The organism is Fertoeibacter niger, assembly GCF_009380135.2.
Classification (GTDB): domain Bacteria; phylum Pseudomonadota; class Alphaproteobacteria; order Rhodobacterales; family Rhodobacteraceae; genus Fertoeibacter; species Fertoeibacter niger.
The window spans coordinates 18210-33576 of sequence record NZ_WHUT02000011.1; the positions used below are offsets into that span (position 1 = coordinate 18210).

At 66.1% G+C, this 15367-nt stretch carries 14 protein-coding genes; 3 read left to right on the forward strand and 11 right to left on the reverse strand.

Going from position 1 to position 15367, the window contains the following annotated elements; genetic code table 11:
• Positions 1–58: 58 nt before the first annotated feature.
• Positions 59–1072 (reverse strand): ABC transporter substrate-binding protein, encoded by a 1014-nt coding sequence (locus tag GEU84_RS16510; RefSeq protein WP_152828130.1) that lies wholly within the window; start codon positions 1070–1072, stop codon positions 59–61.
• A 218-nt stretch (positions 1073–1290) separates the two neighbouring features.
• Between GEU84_RS16510 and GEU84_RS16515 the strand changes: the two genes are divergently transcribed.
• A complete protein-coding gene (locus GEU84_RS16515; protein WP_152828132.1) occupies positions 1291–1680 on the forward strand; it encodes a RidA family protein in 390 nt (129 codons plus the stop codon).
• 91 nt (positions 1681–1771) lie between these two features.
• Here GEU84_RS16515 and GEU84_RS16520 read toward each other — a convergent pair whose 3' ends face one another.
• The 5 genes from GEU84_RS16520 to panB form a co-directional block, all read right to left on the reverse strand.
• A complete protein-coding gene (locus GEU84_RS16520) occupies positions 1772–2824 on the reverse strand; it encodes a lipocalin-like domain-containing protein (protein WP_152828134.1) in 1053 nt (350 codons plus the stop codon).
• Positions 2814–5198, reverse strand: a complete 2385-nt coding sequence (locus GEU84_RS16525) for an FtsX-like permease family protein (protein ID WP_174539945.1) — start codon at positions 5196–5198, stop codon at positions 2814–2816. The genes GEU84_RS16520 and GEU84_RS16525 overlap by 11 nt, the downstream gene beginning before the upstream one ends.
• The gene (locus tag GEU84_RS16530) at positions 5198–5857 is read right to left on the reverse strand and encodes an ABC transporter ATP-binding protein (RefSeq protein ID WP_152828138.1); all 660 of its coding nucleotides are present in this window, start codon (positions 5855–5857) and stop codon (positions 5198–5200) included. Before GEU84_RS16530 ends, GEU84_RS16525 begins: the two co-directional genes overlap by 1 nt.
• A gap of 69 nt (positions 5858–5926) precedes the next feature.
• Complete coding sequence (gene panC / locus GEU84_RS16535; RefSeq protein ID WP_174539933.1) at positions 5927–6769, reverse strand: pantoate--beta-alanine ligase; 843 nt, start codon at positions 6767–6769, stop codon at positions 5927–5929.
• Positions 6766–7599: a 3-methyl-2-oxobutanoate hydroxymethyltransferase gene (panB, locus tag GEU84_RS16540; RefSeq protein ID WP_152828140.1), complete on the reverse strand. Its 834-nt coding sequence runs from the start codon at positions 7597–7599 to the stop codon at positions 6766–6768. The genes panC and panB overlap by 4 nt, the downstream gene beginning before the upstream one ends.
• 168 nt (positions 7600–7767) lie before the next feature.
• Between panB and GEU84_RS16545 the strand changes: the two genes are divergently transcribed.
• Complete coding sequence (locus GEU84_RS16545) at positions 7768–8106, forward strand: cupin domain-containing protein (protein WP_152828142.1); 339 nt, start codon at positions 7768–7770, stop codon at positions 8104–8106.
• A gap of 75 nt (positions 8107–8181) precedes the next feature.
• Here GEU84_RS16545 and GEU84_RS16550 read toward each other — a convergent pair whose 3' ends face one another.
• The 3 genes from GEU84_RS16550 to GEU84_RS16560 all read right to left on the reverse strand — a co-directional run bounded on the left by GEU84_RS16550 (position 8182) and on the right by GEU84_RS16560 (position 12050).
• Positions 8182–8853, reverse strand: a complete 672-nt coding sequence (locus GEU84_RS16550; protein ID WP_241427742.1) for a L,D-transpeptidase — start codon at positions 8851–8853, stop codon at positions 8182–8184.
• Positions 8854–8957: 104 nt separating this feature from the next.
• Positions 8958–9704 (reverse strand): L,D-transpeptidase family protein, encoded by a 747-nt coding sequence (locus GEU84_RS16555; protein ID WP_174539934.1) that lies wholly within the window; start codon positions 9702–9704, stop codon positions 8958–8960.
• A gap of 159 nt (positions 9705–9863) precedes the next feature.
• Positions 9864–12050, reverse strand: coding sequence for an esterase-like activity of phytase family protein (locus tag GEU84_RS16560; RefSeq protein WP_152828146.1), 2187 nt, complete (start codon positions 12048–12050; stop codon positions 9864–9866).
• A 264-nt stretch (positions 12051–12314) separates the two neighbouring features.
• Between GEU84_RS16560 and GEU84_RS16565 the strand changes: the two genes are divergently transcribed.
• The gene (locus tag GEU84_RS16565; protein ID WP_174539946.1) at positions 12315–12569 is read left to right on the forward strand and encodes a GlsB/YeaQ/YmgE family stress response membrane protein; all 255 of its coding nucleotides are present in this window, start codon (positions 12315–12317) and stop codon (positions 12567–12569) included.
• Between the two features lie 141 nt (positions 12570–12710).
• Here the strand turns inward: GEU84_RS16565 and GEU84_RS16570 are convergent, their stop codons facing one another.
• Positions 12711–13919: an aminopeptidase P family protein gene (locus GEU84_RS16570; protein ID WP_152828150.1), complete on the reverse strand. Its 1209-nt coding sequence runs from the start codon at positions 13917–13919 to the stop codon at positions 12711–12713.
• Positions 13920–14298: 379 nt separating this feature from the next.
• Positions 14299–15336: an NAD(P)/FAD-dependent oxidoreductase gene (locus GEU84_RS16575; RefSeq protein WP_152828152.1), complete on the reverse strand. Its 1038-nt coding sequence runs from the start codon at positions 15334–15336 to the stop codon at positions 14299–14301.
• Positions 15337–15367 lie beyond the last annotated feature (31 nt).

Below are 15367 nucleotides of genomic sequence, written 5' to 3' on the forward strand. Positions count from 1 at the left end.
TTCGCAACTGGGCCGGGATCGCAGGATGGCCGGGGCGCGTGGCCCCGCGCCTTCCCTGTCAGGGTTTCAGATCCAGCCCCACACCTTTGCCGACAAAGGCGGTGGTGTAGGATGCCTTGTAGTCGATGGCCCCGTCAATCACCCCCGCCTCGACCATCTTGTCAAAGAAATCCTGCACCTTGGCATCGGTGATCACGCCGATACCCATGGTTTCGGCATCGCCCGAATCCACGATGCCCGCCTCCAGCATCTTCTTGATGCCGAAGTCGATCTGCTCATCGGTCATGTCGGGGTTGTCGGCCTTGATCATCGCATTGGCGGCAGAGTTGTCGCCGTAGAGATAGTTATACCAGCCCTTGATCGACCCTTCGACGAAACATGTCACCTGTTCGGGCTTGGTCGCCACGGTATCGGCCATCGTCTCGATCAGGGTGGAATAGGTGGAATAGCCCGCATCGGCGATCAGCCAGACATCGGGCACAAAGCCGCCTTCCTTTTCCACCATCAGCGGTTCGGACGACAGATACCCTTGCATCCCCGAGTTTTCATCGGCGATGAACGGCGCCGCGTTGAACGTATAGGGCTGGCGCTGCTCCTCGGTGAATCCATAGGCCTTGATCATCCACTGGTAAAAGCTGGCATAGCCCGCGTCGCCGATCAGCAGGGTGGGCAGGTTCTTCAGATCCTCAAACGACTGCGCCTTGCCCGGATGCGACAGGATCACCTGCGGTTCCTTCTGGAAACTGGCCCCGACGACCACCACCGGAATGCCCTCGGCCACGGCGCTGAAGGCCTCCAGCAGGTTGCCGCCCATGTTGTAGTCGATCCTGCCCGCCAGCATCAGCGCACGGTTGTTCACCTGCGGTCCGCCGGTCTGGATCGTCACATCCAGGCCGCAGGCGGCATAGGTGCCGTCGGCGACCGCCTGATAAAACCCGCCATGTTCAGCCTGCGCCAGCCAGTTCGTGCCAAACACGACCGGCACGTTCTGGGCAAAGACGGGGCTGGCAAGGGTGGTGGCGGCAAGGGCGAAGGTGGCAACGTGGCAGAGCAGGGCCTTGGGCAGCGGCATGGGGGGAACCTCCGGGTGGGAATGTTGATTCTTGTTGCCTCAAGCCTAGGACAGGGCCGCGGCGCGACGAGGGTCAGGCAGGGCAAAGCTGTGAAAATAGCGGCATCCGGGGCGCTATCCCGTGCAGAACCGCCCGGAACTGCCCGATTATTGGGCGACGGCCCTTGCCTTGTTCCGCGATGCTGACCAGCCTGCACCAGATGTCACAGGATGCCCCGATGCGAATCCTTGCCCCCGCCCATATCCGCCCACCCTTCGCCCGCTATGCCCATGGGGTCGAGGTGCCGCCCGGCGCGCGTCTGGTCGTCACTTCGGGGCAGTTGGGCATCGCAGCGGATGATACGGTGCCAGAGGGCGCCGCTGCGCAGGCCGCGCTGTGCTTTGCCAATTGCGCGGCGATCCTGGCCGAGGCGGGGATGGGGCCGGCAGATGTGATCCGCATCAACGCCTTTGTCACCGACCGCAGCCATATGGCGGCCTATATGGCCGCGCGGGATCGGTGGCTTTCCGGTGTCACGCGCCTGCCGGCTTCAACGCTGGTGATCGTATCCGGCTTTACCCGGGCAGAGTTTCTGGTGGAAGTCGAGGTGACGGCGGCTGCGGTCTGATACAAAAAAACCTGCGGCAATATTGATTTAGCCAGACATCTTGTAAGAAATCCGCCAGATGTTTGACCGAACCCGGCCCCTTTGCCACGCGTCAATAGCCCGTCATCTCCAGATACCCCCGCCCAGCATGTGTGCCGCTGATGGTGATCGGGCCTTCCCAATAGGGCACCAGCGTATCCATCCAGGCCTGTTCGTTCAGCGGCGTAGTGGTCACATCCAGCCCCATGGCGGGCAGTTCCACCCGCCATACCACCGGCACGTCGCGCCCGGCCACAGGCACCTCGCGCAGCGGCGTCACCCTCAGCGCGCCCGGTGGCATGGGGCGTGGCGTGCCATCGGCGGCGATCCATGTGGCGCTGGTATACCCCTCGCCCGTATCACGCAGGCGAAAGCCCATCAGCCGCGCGCCATCGTCGAACATCAGGCTGAACCAATCCCACCCGGTCTGATCCGCCGCCAGCGGCTGTGACGACCATTCCCTGTCCAGCCAGGCCTTGCCCGTGACCGGGATCACCCGGCCCTGATCGGTGATGCTGCCCGTCACCTGATAGAACGGCTGCGAATAGTAGTAACTCGCCTGTCCCGCCGCCGATTTCACCGAATAGCCCTGATCACCCTGCGCCACCAAGGGCCCGGTCGCCTGCAAGGCCAGATCATAGGCGAAATCCGTGCCCGAGGCCGTCACCTGGATGGCATCCAGCGCATCGGCACCACCTGCCGCGCGGCTGACCATCTGCCAGTTGTCAATCCATGCCTCAAACGGTGCGGCTACCACGCCCGCCTGCCCGATGCCGCCGCGCCCCAGGCGTTCGGCAACATGATGCGCGTCGGGCGTGGTAAGCGCCGCATGGCCAAGCCACAGTTGCGGGCTTTCCCAGCCGGTGCCCGCCTCGGGCGCCAGGGCCGAGCGGAACAGCGTCCATTGCGCGCCATAGTCGGTGCCATCCGGGCCGGTCAGCGTGGCGGTCAGATACCACCATTCGATGCGGTATTCAGGATGCGCACCGTGGTCTTGCGGAAAGGCAAGGGGCTGGCCGGGCTGCGGCACGGCAAACCCCTGGGCATCGGCTCCAAGGCCCGCAAAGCCCTGCGCCCCCGCAGGCGCGGCCAACAGCACAGCCGCCAGAAATGCCTTAACGTTCATGGGCAAACACCCGCAGCAGATCACCGGGCGACAGAAGCGCCAGACGGCGCACCGGCACTGCCGCCGCCACCCCCGCTGCCAGCAGGGCCAGCCCCCCCAGACGCAGCCAGTCACCCGGAAACACATACATCGGCAGCCGCCAGCCAAAGGCCGCCACATTCACCACCGCCAGCAGCACCCAGGCCAGCGCCAGCCCCAGCGGCAGCGCCGCCAGCATCACCACCGCCGCCAGCAGCAGCGTGCGCAGCAGGTCCAGCCCCGCCAGCCGCGCCTTGGTCAGCCCCATTGCCCATACCGGGGCCAGCTGCGGCAGGCGCATGGCCGACAGCGTCATCAGGCTGGCAAACATCGCCAGCCCCGCAACCCCCAGCGTCAATACGTTCAGTGCCGCCGTCACGGCAAAGGTCCGCTCGAAAATCTGCAGCGAAAACGCCTTTATCGCCGCCTGATCGGCCAGATTTTCCGGCGGCAGGTCAAAGGCCGCGCGCATTTCTTCCGCCAGCGCCGCCGCCCTGTCGGGGGCCACGCGGATCGCATAGCGCAGGCGCGGTGTTGCGGGAAACAGCGCCAGCAGCCGGTCGGTGGACAGGATCACCTGCGCCACCGGGTTGCCATAGTCGGAATAGACCCCCGCCACCGGCAGCGCCCCCCCGCCCGGCAGGGCCACGGCATCACCGAGGCCCAGCCCCTCGCGACGCGCCAGTTGCTCGTTCACCAGCAGCGCCTGCCCTGACGCCATCCGGTCCCACACATCCGGCGCAGCTTGCAGCAGGGGCCAGTTGTCGCGGTAGGTGGCATGATCGGCCATGCCATAGATCTCGGCAGGCTGGCCGCGAATGTCAGCCTCGGCGTTGAAGATCGGCAGCACGGCATCGGCGCGCGTTTCAAGCCAGACCAGCATCTGCGCGGCCTCGTCCTCGGTCCGCGCGGTCAGGTAAAGCTCCGACGCCAGCCGCTGATCCAGCCATCCGGTAAAGGTCAGCCGAAAGCTGGACACCATCGTGCCCACCCCCACATTCGCCGCCAGCGCCAGCAAAAGCGCCATCAGGCTCAACGACAGGCCGGGCAGTTGCTGGCGGGTATCGGCCCAGAACCATTGCGCCAGCACCCCCCGGGCCATCCGCTGCCCCAGCGCCATCAGCCCTGACAGTGCCGCAGGCAGCAGCAGCGCCGCGCCCAGCAACAGCCCCGCCAGCGCGCCAAAACCCGCCCACAGGCCCTGCCCCGCGCCGATAAGCCCGCCTGCCCCCGCCAGCAGCCCCAGCGCCACCCCGGTCTGCCAGCGCAGCGCGCGTTCTGACGCACGCGCCCAGGCGCGCGGCTGCGCCGGGGCCAAGAGCGGCAGATGCCAGACGCGCCACAGGCTTTGCGCGGCAGAAACCAGCGTGCCCGCCACCGCAATGCCCAAGCCCGTCGCCCACCAGCCCGGCCGCAGGGCCAGCGTGCCCGGCACCTCGGCGCCGTAAAGTCCGCTCAGCGTGGCGGCCACATCGGGCAGCAGCGCCGCCGCCACCCCATAGCCCATGGCCACCCCCGCCACACCGGCCACCAGCGCCAGCAACAGCAGTTCGGCCAGCAAAAGCCCGGTCAGCATCGCCGCCGACAGCCCCAGCGCGCGCAGGGTGCGGAACACCGGGCGGCGCTGTTCAAACGCAAGGCCAATGGCCGAATGCACGATGAACAACCCTACGGCAAAGGCCAGAAACCCGAAGGCCGTCAGGTTCAAATGGAAACTGTCGGTCAGCCGGGCCAGATCGGATGCGCCCTCGGGTTGGCGCAGGGTCAGGCCCGGGGGCAGATCGCGCAACGGCGCATCGGGCCAGACCAGCATATGTGAAATCTCGCCCGGCCGGTCCAGCAGCCGCTGCGCCTGCCCGATGTCCACCAGCGCCGTGCCGGGTGGCAGGCTGTCGGCCACGCGCAAAGGCGGCAGACCGGCCTCGGCAAGCCCTGCGGCTGTTTCAGCGGACACATACATCACCCCCGGCGCGGTGATGAAAGGCAGCAGCCCGTCGCCCTGCCCGAATTCCACTTGCTGCGCGGCGGGCGGCAGGGTCAGCGGGTCAATGCCGATCAGCCGAAGGCTGCTGCCCGGCACCGCCAGCCGCCCCTCCAGCACCGGTGAGATCAGCCAGCCCGCGCGCCGCAGCGCCACATAGGCATCTTGCGCCACAGGCCCGTCGCCCACGATGCGCGCCAGCCCGTCCTGCCCCAGCACCGAAGCCGCGCGGTCATAACTTGCCCGCGCCTCGGCGTTGATCGCCTGCACGCCCGACCACAGCGCCGTGGCCAGCGACAGGCCCAGCAGCAGCATCGCCAGTTGCATCGGCCTGCGCCACCAGTGCGACAGCAGCGCGGAAAGGCCCGCCGCGATCATCCTGCGACCCGCCCGTGGCTCAGATGCAGCCTTGCATCCAGACGCGCCGCCAGCCGCGCCGAGTGCGTGACCATCAGCAGCCCCGCCCCGGTCTGCGCCACCAGCCGCAGCAAAAGCGCCATCACCGCATCGCCCGTCGCCTCGTCCAGGTTGCCCGTGGGTTCATCCGCCAGCACCAGACGGGGTTTTGCCGCCAGCGTGCGCCCGATCGCCACGCGCTGTTGCTGGCCGCCCGACAATTGCTCGGGGTAGCGGGCCAGCAGCCCCTCCAGCCCCAGCGCCCCTGCAAGTTCCGCCATCCAAGCCGCATCAAACCGACCCGCAAGCCGCGCCTGAAAGGCAAGGTTCGCCGCCACATCCAGCGAAGGGATCAGGTTGAACTGCTGAAACACCAGCCCCACCGTGCCCCGCCGCAGCGCCGCGCGCGCCGCATCACCCGCTTGCGCAATATCCTGCTCGGCCAGCAAGATCTGTCCCGCATCAACCGAATCCAGCCCCGCCACCAGATGCAACAATGTGCTTTTGCCCGACCCGGATTCGCCCGTCAGCGCCAGGGAGCGCCCGGCGTCCAGCACCATGTCGATGCCATGCAGCACCTTCAGCGGCCCCTCGGACGTGGGGTAGGATTTTTCAACGCCGGTCAGGGTCAGCAGCATGGGCACCTCTTTGACCCGATAGCTAGCACGCGGGGCCACGGGTGAAAGCCCCTGCGGCCCCCTGCCCCATTACACGCCGATATTGTCGATCAGCCGCACGCCATCCAGTTCCGCCGCCGCCAGCAGGCGCGCGGGCTGGTCCAGCCGCTCCAGCGGCTCCAGCAGGGCGGCGCTGCGCAATTCGATGTAATCGACCGCCGAAAAGCCCGCCGCCAGCACCTCGACCACCGCGCCCTGCAAGGCCGCAGCCACCGGCACCCCGCCACGCAAAGCCTCGGCCGCGCACTGCATCGCCGCGTGCAGCGCGGGGGCCTGCGCCCGCGCCACCGATGACAGCCGCACATTGCGCGAGCTCATCGCCAGACCGTCAGCCTCGCGGACCGTTTCGCAGCCCATGATCTCGATGGGGATGTTCAGATCACGCACCAGACGGCGCACCACCTGCAATTGCTGCCAGTCTTTCTCGCCAAAATAGGCGCGGTCAGCCTCTGTCATGCCGAAAAGCTTGGCCACCACCGTGGCCACCCCGTCAAAATGCCCGGGCCTGTGCGCGCCCTCCAGCGGGGCCGACACGCCCGAAACGCTGACCGTGCTGGCAAAACCGGGCGGATACACCTCGTCCGGCGGCGGGGCAAAGATCACATCCACCGCCACAGTGGCCAGCAAGGCCGCGTCAGCAGCCTCGGTGCGCGGATATTTCGCCAGATCGCCGGGGTTGTTGAACTGTTTGGGGTTCACGAAAATCGTCACGATCACCCGGTCGCAGCCCGATTTGGCCGCACGGGCAAGGCTCAGATGCCCGGCATGCAGCGCGCCCATCGTGGGCACCACGCCGATGGTCTGGCCCCCCGCGCGCCATGACCGCACCACCGTGCGCAGATCGGCGAGTGAGCGCAGGATGACCGGAGTCACTTTGCCGCCTTGGGCAGCGTATCGGGAAACACATGCTCCGGCCCCGGAAAGCGGCGGGCGCGCACATCGGCGGCATAGGCGGCAATCGCCTGATCCGCGGCGTGGCCCAACTCGCCATAGCGTTTCACGAATTTGGGTCGGAAATCGGTGAACAGGCCCAGCATGTCATCGACCACCAGTATCTGCCCGTCACAATCCACCGAGGCCCCGATGCCGATGGTGGGAATGGCGATGTCAGCGGTGATGCGCCGCGCCAGACCGTCGGGCACCTTTTCCAGCACCACCGAGAATGCGCCCGCTGCCGCCACCGCCTGCGCATCCAGCGCCACGCGGGCCGCATCCGCATCACGCCCCTGCACCTTGTAGCCGCCAAGCGTGTTCACCGCCTGCGGGGTCAGCCCCACATGGGCCATCACCGGCACGCCGCGCGCCACCAGAAAGGCGATGGTTTCGGCCATGTGCTGCCCGCCTTCCAGCTTTACCGCCGCGGCCCCGGTTTCACCCAGCACGCGCGATGCGTTGCGAAAGGCCTGCGCCGGGCTTTCCTCATAGCTGCCGAAGGGCATGTCGATGACCAGCATCGCCTTTGAAATGCCCCGCGCCACCGCGCGCCCGTGCAAAATCATCATCTCCAGCGTCACGCCAAGGGTGGATGGCAAGCCATGCAGCACCATGCCCAGACTGTCGCCCACCAGTGCGATGTCGCAATGCGCATCGACCAGACGGGCCACGGGTGTGGTATAGGCGGTCAGGCAGACCAGCGGCTCGCCCCCCTTGCGCGCCAGTATGTCGGCGGGCAGCACGGGGCGGACGGGGGTGTTGGCGCTCATCGCTCTTGCTCTCCCTCAAGAGGGTCGGATGGGGCGCTGTATATCCGCCGGGGCAATGCTGCACCAGCAGAAATGCCGGATGGGGCCGGGCTGGCACCACAGACTCATTGACCGCATGCCCCTTGCGCGAAACAAAGACCCATCAACTTTTTCAGCAGGACCAGCCCGATGACCCTGATCGCCCGCCTGAACCGCGACGACATTAGTCCGGAAACCGAACGCCCCGACCCTGCCAAGGTCGTGCATGGCGACCCGGAGCACACCACCTGGAATCTGGAGGATCGTGACGGGCTTTATTGCGGCATGTGGCAATCCACGCCGGGCGCGTGGCGGGTGGATTATGCCGAATGGGAATATGTCTATATCCATTCCGGCCATTCGGTGCTGACCGCCGAGGACGGCACCCAGACCGTGCTGCGCGCCGGTGACAGCTATGTCATCCGCCCCGGCTACAAGGGCGTATGGGAGGTGATCGAGACGACGCTGAAGGATTACGTCATCCTCTAGCGCGCTTTGCCTTGCCCCGCCCTGCTGGCTTTGCGCCAAGGGCGGGGAAAAGACTGTGGGGCGCCTGCGCGGCTGTCACCCCTTGGCGGGCACGGCATAGCCATTGGCGTCATCCACCATCGGGCCTTCCAGCGCGATGGATTCGGCCTTGGTCCGCACCTTGACCTGCGCGCCCATCGGCACGCGGCTGTAAAGGTCGATGGCATCCTGGTTGAACAGCCGGATGCAGCCCGCGATGGTGGCCTTGCCCACCGCCGACAGTTCCTGCGTGCCGTGGATGCGGTAAAAGGTGTCGCGCCCGCCCTGATACAGATACAGCGCCCGTGCGCCCATCGGGTTGGGCGGCCCGCCCGGCAGGCCCTTGGCATAGGGGCCGTATTCCTTGGGGTTGGTGCGCAGCATGTTGGCGGTGGGCGTCCAGCTGGGCCATTCCGCCTTGCGCCGGATCGTGGCGGAACCGGCAAAGTTTCGCCCCTCGGTGCCAACGGCCACGCCATAGCGATAGGCCAGTTGCGGCCCGGTCACGAGGTAAAGGTAACGCGCATAGGGGTCGATCACGATGGTGCCCACAGGCTCTGGCCCGGTATAGGCCACCTGCACCCTGCGGTTGCGTTCCGTCAGATAACCCGTCGGAACTGCGGCCATGGCAAAACCGCCATCGGTGGCGGCGGCATAGCGCCGGGCCACCTCGGGCGACAGGTTCGAGCCCGCCACACATCCCGCCAGAACCACACCACAGGCCATCATCACAATGACCCGCTTCAATTTGCTGCCAAGCCTCATCCCGCCACCCCATTTTGCTGTGGCGTTCCGCAGGGCCGCGAAACGCCTTGCAAAAAGACTAACAGAAATCAGCCCGCTGCGGCAACATCCAGCTCGGCAGGCAGAACGACCGGGGCAGGACCGGGCGTAATCATGCCGAATTCATTGTCATGGAACGGCCCCTCAATGGCCAGCGACTCTTCCTGGCTGCGCACCTTCACCTGCGTGCCCAGCGCCACGCGGTTGTAAAGGTCGATGGCATCCTGATTGAACAGCCGGATGCAGCCTGCCGATGTGGCCCGCCCGATCGAGGAATTCTCGATGGTGCCGTGGATGCGGAAATAGGTATCGCGGCTGCCACGATACAGATACAGCGCCCGCGCGCCCAGCGGGTTCGACAACCCGCCCGGAAGACCACCGGCATATTCTGCGTAAAGTTCCGGCTGGGTGCGGATCATGTTGGCGGTGGGCGTCCAGCCCGGCCATTCCGCCTTGCGCCCGATGGTGCCGCTGCCGCGGAAGGCCAGCCCCTCGCGCCCCACGGCAATGGCGTAGCGCATGGCACGGCCACCCTCCATCACATAGTAAAGCCGCCGGGCAAAGGTATCGACAACAATGGTGCCGGGTGCATCGGGGCCGAAATAATCAACCTCGGTGCGCGGCGTGTTGCCTTGCAGGAACTGCATCTCCACCGGCGCGATATAGAACTCGCCATCCTGAAAACCCGGGTAGTCCGGGTGGACCGGTGGCAATTCGGGTTCGGGTGGCGGGGCCGCACAAGCCGCCAGAAACAGCAGGGCAATCACGGCGGCAAAACGGCTGAGACTCAGAGGCACGGCAGAACCCACGCTTATGTTCGATTCCTGCAACAAGCGCCCGCATCCCCCCCGAGGTCAAGCCTTTCTGCCCTTTTCAGAACAGAAAACCCCCGGGGCGTGGCACCCGGGGGTCAGGTTCCGCAACGGAACTTTTGCTAAGGCGCAGCTCTGTTTCGCTTACTGCATCGCGCCGATGGACCAGAACAGGGTTTCGCCCGAGCTGTCATCCACACCGTCATTGTCGGTCACGACCCAGCCGGTGCCGGCCGCATCGATGGCAAAGCCTTCGATCTTGTCCATGGCATAACCATTCAGCACCATCAGGTCGGGCAGGAAGTCACGCACCAGTTCCTTGGTCACGACCGGCAGCGCACCGCCCAGTTCGGCGGGCACCATCTGGCTTGCGGCCACACGATACAGTTTCTTGTTGACGGCCTTGTCGGCAATCTGGTTGTCACGCTCGACGATATAGACCCAGTCACCGTGCAGGGTGATTTCCGACAGGCCCATCCAGGCGCCTTCAGCCGGGGCGTCCAGCGGGTAATGCACGGCACCCCAGGTTTCTTCGGCGGTGTTGTAGGCAAGCAGTTTCACCATGCCCTTGGGATCGTCTTTCCACTCGCGCTGCACGGCCATCCACAGCCAGTCACCGGCCACAGTGATGCCTTCGAAGCCAAAGCGGATCTCGTTGGCCAGCAGGTCGGCGGGCAGGGCGATTTCCTGCTTGATCTCGCCCTTGTCGTTCACGTGGTAGATCGCATGCGGGATCAGCCGGTCGCTGCGCCCTTCGGAGGCCAGCCAGAACCCGCCCTCGCCGTCCAGCGCGATGCCTTCGATGTCCAGCTTCTGTGCGGCGTCGCCGCCGCGCGTCACGGTCATCGCTGCGGTGATCTTGGCCGGGGTCTGCGTGGCGTCGATGGTGTAGATGGTCGGCGCGGCACCCAGCACCGAGTCGTTCACGGCGTAAAGCTTGCCCGCCTCGGTCGCATCAGCCACCATGCCCGACAGCGCCACCCAGCCGATCAGCGGGTCAGAGCCTTCGGAGGTGATCATCGGATAGGCCACCGGCGCTTCGGCATATTCGTAGATCATGACATGGGCCGGGGCCAGACCGTCTTCGCGCAGGTCAACCTCGTTGGCCGAGGCCAGCAGGTTGCGCTCGGGAATGGCCACCATGCCTTCGGGCGACACGCCCGAGGGAAGCAGCTGCTTCAGCACCGGGTTCGCCGGGTCGGTCATGTCATAGACGCCGATGATCGAGCCACGCTCCGACGCGACGAAGGCCATCGGCACGCCGCCGAATGTGGCGGTTTCGACCGATTCCAGTTCCACGCCTTTGGTGTGCGAGCGGTGATCGGGGTAGTGGCCAATCGCGGCAATGGCGCGTTCCAGCGAGTTGCCCGAATCCCAGACAAGCGTGCCATCCTTGTGGAAGATCGACCAGGTGCGCGTGCCGCCGTTCCAGTCGCCTTCGTTGGTCATGGCGAAATGGTCGTTGTCCAGCCAGTCGATGCCATCGGGTTCACGCGGCACGGCGTCTTTGCTGCTGGTGAAATCCAGTTTGCCGTCGCGCTTGGTGTCGATGCCGTCCAGCGCCACTTCGCCCGCGTTGAAATGGCTGGCCACTGCACCATCAGCGCCGATCACAACGATATGGTTGTTTTCCTGCATCGTGACGACAATTTCGCCCGCTGCGTTGATGGCCACATATTCCGGTTCCGGATCTTCGGGAACGATGGTCGCAAGGCCGGTCATGTCGATCTTCAGCAGGTTGGCGCAATCCACCGCACCATCAACGACGGGCAGTTTCACCACATAGCCTGCGGGCATCTGGGGCGGACCGCCGTCACCCAGTTCCTCGTCACGCTCGTTTTCCACGGCAATGGCCAGGAACGACCCATCGGGTGCCTTGGCAACCGAATCCGGCTGGCCGCCAATGTCGCATTCCGCCACAATCGCCTTGGTGGCCATGTCGATGCTGACAACCTTGCCCGACGGCGCGGTGTAGCTTTCCGAGGTGTTCACGCCGGTAAAGATCATGCCGCCGATGATCTGCGCGGTGGTCGGCTCGCCGCCCACTTCGATGTTGCCCAGCGCCTTCGGGGCGCGCGGGTCGGTGATGTCGATCAGGCCGATCACGCCCAGCGGGCTGTCGGTATAGACCAGCGTCATGCCATCTTCCGACGCCGCGATGATCTCGGCGGAAGTGGCCCGCGCGCGGTCTTCGCCTTCGGCCATGTTGGTGGGCGTGGCAAAGCTTGCGATGCGGTTGAAGGTCATGTCGGCCATGGCGGGCATGGCCGCTCCCAGGGCCAGAACCGAAGTAAGACCGGCGAGCTTGACGGAGGCGCGTGTAACGGCCATGGACTCATTCCTTTTGCTGTCAATGTTGGTTGCGAGGTTTGGAGGCTGCCCGTGACAGACAGGTGATGCATTTGCGACTGTTTTGCGAAAGCCCCGGCCGCGTTCCGGCGGGCAGACCGCGCGGCAGCCCCAAATCAAGAAATGTCCGCGTAGCCGGAACCGGCACGCGACTGGCGCGTTGCAATGTCAGGCGGTCGAGGATTGCCGGCCAAGCGGGCCTTCGCCCGCATCATGGCAAGAGCTTAGGTGGAGACGATCTTGGAAATCACAGTCGCGGCGATCATTGTCATTCTTCTGGTGGGTGCCGTTGCGGGCTGGCTTGCGGGCCTGATCGTCAAGGGCTTCGGCTTTGGCCTGTTGGGCAACATCGTGGTGGGTATCGTTGGTGCGTTTCTGGCCGGGCTTATCCTGCCCGCCATCGGCATCAGCATCGGCGGCGGCATCGTGGGGTCGATCATCCATGCCACCATCGGCGCCGTGATCCTGCTGCTGCTGATCCGTGTGATCAAGCGCGCCTGAGCCAACGGCAGCCTCAAGACGACCGGGACAACCGGGCCAAGAAAAAAGGCGCGCCGTCGTGGCGCGCCTTTCTCATGCCGACCCGGGCCCATGTCACCCCGGGCCCATGTCACCCCTGGCCCATGTCACCCCGGGTTGTCGTCAGCCCACCACGTTGAATTCCGGCCCATAGGGATAGCCGGTGATGTTCTCGGCCCCGTCCTCGGTGATGACCAGGATGTCATGCTCGCGGTAGCCCCCGGCCCCCGGCTGCCCCTCGGGGATGGTCAGCATCGGCTCCATCGAGATCACCATGCCCGGTTCCAGCACCGTCTCGATATCCTCACGCAGTTCCAGCCCCGCCTCGCGCCCGTAGTAGTGGCTGAGGATGCCGAAGGAATGGCCATAGCCGAAGGTGCGATATTGCAGCAGGCCCTGCGATTCCAGATGCGCGTTGATCTGGGCCGTCACCCCGGCGCAGGACACGCCGGGTTTCAGCAGGCTCATGCCATATTCATGCGCCGCCACATTCGCCTGCCAATAGCCAAGGCTGGCCGCATCCACCTCGGCCGCGAACATCGTGCGCTCCAGCGCCGTGTAATACCCCGAGATCATGGGAAAACAGTTCAGGCTCAGGATATCGCCGCGCAGCAGGTTGCGCGCCGTCACCGGGTTGTGCGCCCCGTCGGTGTTCAGGCCCGACTGAAACCAGACCCAGGTATCGCGGTATTCGGCATCGGGAAAACGCCTGGCAATCTCCATCTCCATCGCGTCACGGCCTGCCATGGCAATGTCGATCTCGCGCGCGCCCAGCTTCACCGCAGCGCGAATGGCATGACCGCCCGCATCGGCCACCTCGGCCCCCGCACGGATCAGCGCAATCTCGGCATCCGATTTCGTCATGCGCTGCTGCATGGTGGCGGGGGCGATATCCATGCCCCGCTTGACCTTCAGGAACGCGTTCAGCTTTTCCGCCTGCACCATGGTCAGGTGGTCAGCCTCCACCCCCACTGCCTTGCCCGTGCCGGTCACGGATGCCACCACCCGCCAGAAATTGTCGCGCTGCCAGTCGGTGTAGGTGATGTTGTCGCCATGGCTGCGCCGCCACGGCTGGCCCGCATCAATGCCCGCGCTGACAGTGACACAATCGGTTGCCGTCACCACCAGCGCATAGGGCCGCCCGAAAGAGCAATAGAGGAACCCGGAATAATAGGCGACATTGTGCATGGATGTCAGCACGATGGCATCAAGGCCGTGCAATTCCAGAATGTCGCGCAGCCCCTCCAGCCGGGTCGCGTATTCTTCGTCGGCAAAGGGCAGCGCGGCCTTGGCGCCGTTGTGAAAGCGGTAATGTTCGGGGCGGTTCGTCATGGCAGACCTCAAATAGGCGGGTCTCATGCCCGAGACCCCGCAAGATCCCGGCGTGCAGGACGACAGTGGCTTGCACCACAGGCATGCGGGGCACGAGCCCCCTGCAACGACGCCATCGTCACCGCCCACGCTTCTTTTCCACCGAATCCTGCAAGGCTGCAAGCCCCGGCACATCTTGAAACGGCGGTTGCAACCGGCCTGCGGCCCGGCGGCTGCGGCCGATGTGCCGCAGGGGGTGATCGAGGATTATGGCGGCTGTCCTGCCGGTCGCAATGCTATCTGGTGCGGATGACGCCCGATGATCGGGCCGCCGTCACCCTTTGCCTGCGCAGCCAGCCGCCCCTGCCCGGCACGGGGCAATGCCGCCGGGTGGCAGGCATCACATGCTTGCCGCCACGCCAAACCCATCGGGAATGGTGTCGCGGCCGTCCAGCGCCAGATCGGCCATCACCTCGCCCACCTTGGGGGCCATGCCGAAACCGATCTTGAACCCGCCATTGGCGATGAAGTGCCCCGGCCGCCCCGGCCATGGCCCCAGCATCGGCGCGCGGCTGTTGGCGCGAGGGCGCAGCCCGGCCCAGCGTTCGACCACCGCAGCCCCCGCCAGAACCGGGCAGGCCGCAACGGCCCGCGCCAGCAGCGCGTCAAGCTCGGCATCGGTGGCGGCAGGTTCGTCCCACACCCGTTCACTGGTTGATCCCACCGCCACGGTGCCATCCCCATGCGGCACGATGTGCAGCCCGTCCACAAACAGTTGCGGCAGGTCCGCCGCGTCATGACGCAGCGCCAGCGCCTGCCCCTTCACCGCGCCGCCAACCACGCGCCCCGTCGCCGCCGACAGCGCCGCCAGACCTGCCACGCCGGTGGCCCAGACCACCGGCCCAGCCTCGGGTGCTTCACCAGAAATTACCTCGCCGCCGCGCGCACGGATCGCCGCCACCAGTGCCGCACAGCCCATGCGCGGATGCACCCGCGCCGTCAGCGTGTCGTGCACCACCCAGCCCGAGGGGCTGTGCGGCACCCACCCGTCCGCAGCCCGCTCCACCCGCCATTCCGCGCGGCCCTGCCACAGCGCCGCTGCGCCTTCGGCCCGCACCTGCGCCGCCTCCACCGCCCGCGCATCGGCCAGCGGCTGCAGCCGCCCGGTGCGCGCATAACCCGCAGGCAGGCCCGATGCCGTCTCGACGCCCGCCCACCAGCCTTCGGCCATCAACAGGCTTTCCAGTTGAAACGCCTTCTTCGGGTTCCAGTTTTCCGGCACATGCGGGGCCAGCGCCCCCACGATCCCGCCCGAGGCCCCCGCACCCACATGCGCAGCCTCGATCACCCGCACACGCGCGCCGCGCAAAGCGCAGGCCCAGGCCACCGAAAGGCCGAAAATCCCCGCCCCCCGCACCGTCAGATCCGGCATTGCCATTGCCCGCGCCCTTGCCCATTGTCGCCCCGAA

Coding starts and splice junctions, on each gene's coding strand:
- GEU84_RS16560 (WP_152828146.1), bottom strand. CDS start 12,050: ATGGCCGTTACACGCGCCTCCGTCAAGCTCGCCGGTCTTACTTCGGTT.
- GEU84_RS16520 (WP_152828134.1), bottom strand. CDS start 2,824: ATGAACGTTAAGGCATTTCTGGCGGCTGTGCTGTTGGCCGCGCCTGCG.
- GEU84_RS16550 (WP_241427742.1), bottom strand. CDS start 8,853: ATGATGGCCTGTGGTGTGGTTCTGGCGGGATGTGTGGCGGGCTCGAAC.
- panB (WP_152828140.1), bottom strand. CDS start 7,599: ATGAGCGCCAACACCCCCGTCCGCCCCGTGCTGCCCGCCGACATACTG.
- GEU84_RS16515 (WP_152828132.1), top strand. CDS start 1,291: ATGCGAATCCTTGCCCCCGCCCATATCCGCCCACCCTTCGCCCGCTAT.
- GEU84_RS16545 (WP_152828142.1), top strand. CDS start 7,768: ATGACCCTGATCGCCCGCCTGAACCGCGACGACATTAGTCCGGAAACC.
- GEU84_RS16575 (WP_152828152.1), bottom strand. CDS start 15,336: ATGGCAATGCCGGATCTGACGGTGCGGGGGGCGGGGATTTTCGGCCTT.
- GEU84_RS16570 (WP_152828150.1), bottom strand. CDS start 13,919: ATGACGAACCGCCCCGAACATTACCGCTTTCACAACGGCGCCAAGGCC.
- GEU84_RS16510 (WP_152828130.1), bottom strand. CDS start 1,072: ATGCCGCTGCCCAAGGCCCTGCTCTGCCACGTTGCCACCTTCGCCCTT.
- GEU84_RS16530 (WP_152828138.1), bottom strand. CDS start 5,857: ATGCTGCTGACCCTGACCGGCGTTGAAAAATCCTACCCCACGTCCGAG.